We start from the raw sequence: 4,947 nt of genomic DNA, 5'->3' as shown, positions 1-4,947 counted from the left end.
AGGGTGCGCCCGTGGGTGTCGACCGCGTCGACCCCGACCCCGACCCCGATGCCGGCGGCCGCCGCCACGGCGTCCTCGCCCGCCGCCTCGAACGCCGCGAGCTGCGCCGGGAGCGTGCACGCCACGGACTCGTCGAAAGCGCCGCGTCCCTCTGCACGCGCCCGCTCGAGCGCGTCGAGCAGCGACGTCCGGTACTCCTCGTCCGCGACCTCGGGGGCGACGCGCGCGAGTCCCCGACCGACGAGCTCGGCTGCGACCTCCTCGTCGTCGACGAAGACGCGTGCGACGAGCTCGTCGCCGCCGTCGGCGGCCGCCTCGACCTCCAGCCGGACCTGCGTGTCCTCGGCGAGCAGCTCGTCCAGCGCATCCGCCGACTCGTCGGCGAGGCACTCGCCGCCCTCGGGTGCGACGACGCCGGCGAGACGCACACGGACCTCGTCCCCGCCACGCTCCGCCGTGAACGTGCCACCGTCGACGGCGCCGACGACCGTCGCGCTGCTGTCGTCGCCTCCGCACGCTGTCAGGCCCGCACCGCCCACGACGGCGAGCAGCAGGGCGACGACCACACGGGCAGGACGGAGCAGGACACGGTTCACACCCGATGCATCGGCACCGGTGCGGTCGAGGTGAAGGGCTCGATCAGGCGACCGGTCGTCCCTGTCATCGCCCGAAGACGAGGTACTCCTGCCGGTCACCGTCGCCCGTCATGACGCCGAGGGCGAGCCGGCCGCTCGGCGAGGCGATCCACTGGACCTGGTCGCCGGTGAGCCCCTCGGCGCCCGTGGGCGCCGGGGTCGGGGCCGGACCCGGCGCGACGACGTGCTCGTCGCCCGCGTCCCGCACGTGCACCGACCAGAGACGTTCGCCGCGGTAGGACAGGGCGTCCAGCTGCGTCCCGTCGGCCACCAGGATCACGCGCCCGTCCGTGAGAAGGCCGTTGATCGAGCTTCCGTCACCCGACGTCGCCACGCGCCACCGAACCCGGCCCGTGCGGGCGTCCACCGCCGCGACCTCGTCCGACGTCCGGGCGACGACCAGGCCGTCGACGGCGATCGCGACCAGCACGTCGAGGCCCGGCACCTCCCAGCGGACGGTGCCGTCCGGTCCCCGGAGCCGCGCGACGGACCCGTCCGCCTCGGCGGAGGGCACGGCCGTGCCGCCACGGGTACGCGCGTAGCCGGGCGCGGCCGCAGTGCCCGTGAGCAGCGCGTCGCCGAGCGTCCCGTCGTCGAGGCCGACCCACTCGACGTGGTCGCCGTCGAAGGGCACCTCGGACCCGTCGGGCCGCACGAGCATCGCCGGGACGTCGCCGCGGGGCTCGTCGCTCGCCAGCTCCGGGTCGTCGACGACGACGGCACCGGTGCTCAGCAGGCGCGTCATCCCCGACCCCGTCCCGTCGTCGAGCGTCCGGAGCAGCGTCCCGTCGGTCGTCGACAGGACCCACCCGGCACCGCCCATGGAGTCGGACACCAGCAGGCGCTCCTCGACGACCATGAGGTTGAGGAACGTCTGGTCGTCGGCGGTGCGGCGCGGCATCTCGAGCGTGCGCGTCCACAGGTGCGACCCGTCCCACCGCGAGGCGTCCAGCGTCAGGCGCGACCCGTCGAGGGTCCCGACCACCATGCCCCACGCGCCGGTGCCGAGCGTCGCCCCCACGGGCAGGTCGGTCCGTCGCACGACGTCCCCGTCGGAGGCGTCGACCTCCACCACGGCGGCGAGGTCCTGCCAGAGTCCGCTGTCGTCGGCGGTGGGGAGCTGCCAGCGGACGACGCACCGGGCGGTCGCGGCATCGGGCACCTCCGGCGCCCAGCACCACCCGCCGGCGTCGGTCGCGCCCTCGACGGGCGCGGCGAACGCCGTGTCCCACACGACCTCCGCCGTCGCCGGGTCGATCGCGACCAGGTGCGCCTCCCGGCTCCGGGACGAGCCGGAGGTGCCGGTGACGAGGACGTCGGCCACGGGCGCTCCGCCGCCGACGAAGGCGGACACGACCGGTGGGACGCCGCCGTCCTCCCACGAGTACGAGCCCTGCACGAGCACGGGGAACGCCGGGTCGACGGGGTCGAGGACGTACGGGACGTCCGCGAGCGCGGCCGCACGCGCGTCGTCCGCCGCCCGCACCCGCCGGTCGCTGACGACCTGGAAGCTCACGAGCCCGACGACGACCGCTGCGCCCGCGGCCAGCCAGCGCGGCCGACGACGGACCCGGTCGAGGAGCGACGGCTCGGACGCCGACGCGGCCGTGGGCGCGTCGTCCGGCTCGACCAGCTCGACGTCGTGCATCGTCACACGCCGGACGCTACCCGCCGGCCGCACGCCCGCGCTGGCCTTCGGCAGACCGGTCGTCGGTTCAGGGGGCGACGGAGAACGCGAGGTCGAACTCGCAGCCGTCGGGGACGTAGTCGGCGCTGTCGGTGCTGCCGCTCCCGCCGCCGAGCCGGATGTGGCCGCCGTCCGTGTAGCTCGTGCCGTCGTACGTGAGCGTCGTCCCGTCCCAGGTCGTCCGCGGCCGCTGGAAGACCGGCAGCCATCGCTGGCCGAGCTCGTCGACGACCGTCAGGCACACGTCGGTGACGGACACCGTCCCCTCGAGCAGCGCCGCGTCGCCACCGTCGGAGCTCGGCGTCACGTACGCGACCGGACCGCCCTCGACGACCCCGGTACCGCCCTCCTGCCCCGCGCACCCGCTGACGGCGAGGACCACGGCGGCCGCCAGGGCGAGGCGTCGTCGCACCGGGGGCCGCGGAGCCCGCGTCAGGCCTGCGGGCCCGGCGCGGTCGGGGCGTCGGCCGGCGGCGTCGAAGAGGGGGTCTCGGGGGCCGTGGTCGTCCACGCGCCGCGCAGCGTCGCGAACGACCCGAGGGCGCCGAAGCCGACCGCCCACGCGAGGTCGCCGCCGTACTCGGGCAGGACCTCGGGCAGGACCGGCCAGAACCACGACCAGAAGCCCGGCTCGGTGAGGGCGTCCCACGTGCCGACACCGCCCTCCTCGGCGACCGCGACCGCGGCGTCCCACGCGATGCCGCCGACGAACGCGAGCGCGAGGGTCACCACGGTGATCGCGAGGACGACGAGCGCGCCCGGGCGGCTCAGCCGGCCCGCGCCGAGCACGTACAGCTTGACGGCGACGAACGCGACGGCCGCGGCGACGATCGACGCGATGAACCCGAAGCCCCAGATCACGACCCACGTGGCGATGCCGAGGGGGATCGTCGCGAGCGCGAAGAGGGCGCCGCGTCCGACGTTGCCGACGGGCGCGACGGCCGGCGGCTGGACGGGCGGGGCGGACGGGACGACGTGGTCGGACATGCCGGTCTCCTTGCTCGAGCCCGGGCTGTCCGGGGTGGTCGGCGCACAACGTAGTGGCGCCCGGCATGCGGGCGAGGCCAGATCCGTGCGGCGTCACCCGTCCGGATGACGGCGACGTGGGTCGGGGCTCGTCGTACCCGCGTCCGAAGCCCGTGCCGGCCAGATGCGGGGCGTCCCGGCCCGGGTGAGCATGGCCGGGACGGTCCAGCCACGTGCCGTGCCCACGGGCACCGTCCCCGGCGCCCGTCGACCCGAAGGAGCGCCATGCGCGCCGTCGTCTACGAAGGACCCCGCAAGGTCACCGTCCGGGACGTCCCCGACGCCCGCGTCGAGCAGCCCACCGACGCCGTGATCCGGCTGACCACGACCAACGTCTGCGGCTCCGACCTGCACATGTACGAGGGCCGGACGAGCGTCGAGGAGGGGACGGTGCTCGGGCACGAGAACATGGGCGTCGTCGAGGAGGTCGGCCCCGCGGTGACGCGCATCAAGGTCGGCGACCGCGTGAGCGTCCCGTTCAACATCGCGTGCGGCACGTGCCGCAACTGCCTGCACGGGTGGACGTCGTACTGCCTGCGGACCAACCCGACGGAGGGCGTCGACGGCGCCGCGTACGGCTACGCGAACATGGGGCCGTACCCGGGCGGGCAGGCGGAGTACCTGCGCGTCCCGTTCGCGGACGTCAACCTGCTCGAGCTCCCGGAGGGCCGGGACCACGAGGACGACTTCGCGATGCTCAGCGACATCTTCCCGACGGGCTGGCACGGCACCGCGCTCGCGGGCGTGTCGCCCGGCGACGACGTCGCGGTGTTCGGCGCAGGTCCCGTCGGGCTCATGGCGGCGCACGCGGCGCTGATCCAGGGTGCGGCGCGGGTGTTCGTCGTCGACAAGGAGCCCGACCGGCTGCGGCTCGCCGAGGAGATCGGCGCCCAGGCGGTCGACCTGACCGCGGGCGGCCCCGTCGAGCAGATCATGGACGCGACGCTCGGCCGCGGGGTCGACTGCGGCGTCGAGGCCGTCGGCTACCAGGCGCACGACGCCTCGGGGCAGGAGCACCCCGAGCTCGTCCTCGACAACCTCGTCGAGGTCGTCCGCTCGACGGGCGGGATCGGCGTCGTCGGCGTGTACGTGCCGGAGGACCCGGGCGCCACCACCGAGCTCGCGGAGCAGGGCCGCATCCCGTTCCAGTTCGGGGCCGCGTTCACCAAGGGCCTGCACATCGGGACCGGCCAGGCGCCCGTCGCCCGGTACAACCGGCAGCTGCGCGACCTCATCGTCGCCGGGCGTGCGCGGCCGTCGTTCCTGGTCTCGCACCACCTGGGTCTCGACGAGGCGCCCGACGCCTACGCGCACTTCGACGCGCGCGACGACGGCTGGACGAAGGTGCTGCTCAACCCCGGCGCCTGACGTCCGAGGACGCCGGTCACCTGGTCGCTACGGCGTCGTGCCGTCGTCCCTCCCGGCGGCGCCGCCGCGGGCGGCGACGAGCCCCCGGACGTCGACCGCCGGCTCCTGCAGGCGACGGGCGGCCGTGGCTTCGCGGTGCGCGCGGTGCTCGCGGCGACGGGCTCGCCGACGTGGGGCGTCTACTCGGGCTACGAGCTCGTCGAGGACGTGCCGCGTCCGGGCGTGGACGAG

Annotated in this window: 5 protein-coding genes; 1 reads left to right on the top strand and 4 read right to left on the bottom strand. The window is 75.4% G+C overall.

Features of this window, described 5'->3' with window-relative positions:
- The 4 genes from HGA02_RS10305 to HGA02_RS10290 form a co-directional block, all read right to left on the bottom strand.
- Nucleotides 1–596: thermonuclease family protein (locus HGA02_RS10305; protein WP_168678931.1), on the bottom strand; the 596-nt coding region annotated here is incomplete at its 3' end.
- Between the two features lie 64 nt (nucleotides 597–660).
- A complete protein-coding gene (locus HGA02_RS10300) occupies nucleotides 661–2,283 on the bottom strand; it encodes an outer membrane protein assembly factor BamB family protein (RefSeq protein ID WP_246247640.1) in 1,623 nt (540 codons plus the stop codon).
- Between the two features lie 67 nt (nucleotides 2,284–2,350).
- The gene (locus HGA02_RS10295; RefSeq protein ID WP_168678929.1) at nucleotides 2,351–2,734 is read right to left on the bottom strand and encodes a hypothetical protein; all 384 of its coding nucleotides are present in this window, start codon (nucleotides 2,732–2,734) and stop codon (nucleotides 2,351–2,353) included.
- A gap of 20 nt (nucleotides 2,735–2,754) precedes the next feature.
- Complete coding sequence (locus HGA02_RS10290) at nucleotides 2,755–3,309, bottom strand: hypothetical protein (RefSeq protein WP_168678928.1); 555 nt, start codon at nucleotides 3,307–3,309, stop codon at nucleotides 2,755–2,757.
- A gap of 264 nt (nucleotides 3,310–3,573) precedes the next feature.
- On the opposite strand from HGA02_RS10290, the gene HGA02_RS10285 reads away from it, so the two are divergent.
- Nucleotides 3,574–4,716 (top strand): glutathione-independent formaldehyde dehydrogenase, encoded by a 1,143-nt coding sequence (locus tag HGA02_RS10285; RefSeq protein WP_168678927.1) that lies wholly within the window; start codon nucleotides 3,574–3,576, stop codon nucleotides 4,714–4,716.
- The last annotated feature ends 231 nt before the right edge of the window (nucleotides 4,717–4,947 follow it).

The organism is Cellulomonas septica (assembly GCF_012396155.1).
Taxonomy (GTDB): domain Bacteria; phylum Actinomycetota; class Actinomycetes; order Actinomycetales; family Cellulomonadaceae; genus Cellulomonas; species Cellulomonas septica.
Note: the sequence above shows the minus strand (reverse complement) of the source record. Positions and strands in the feature narration are given on the sequence as shown.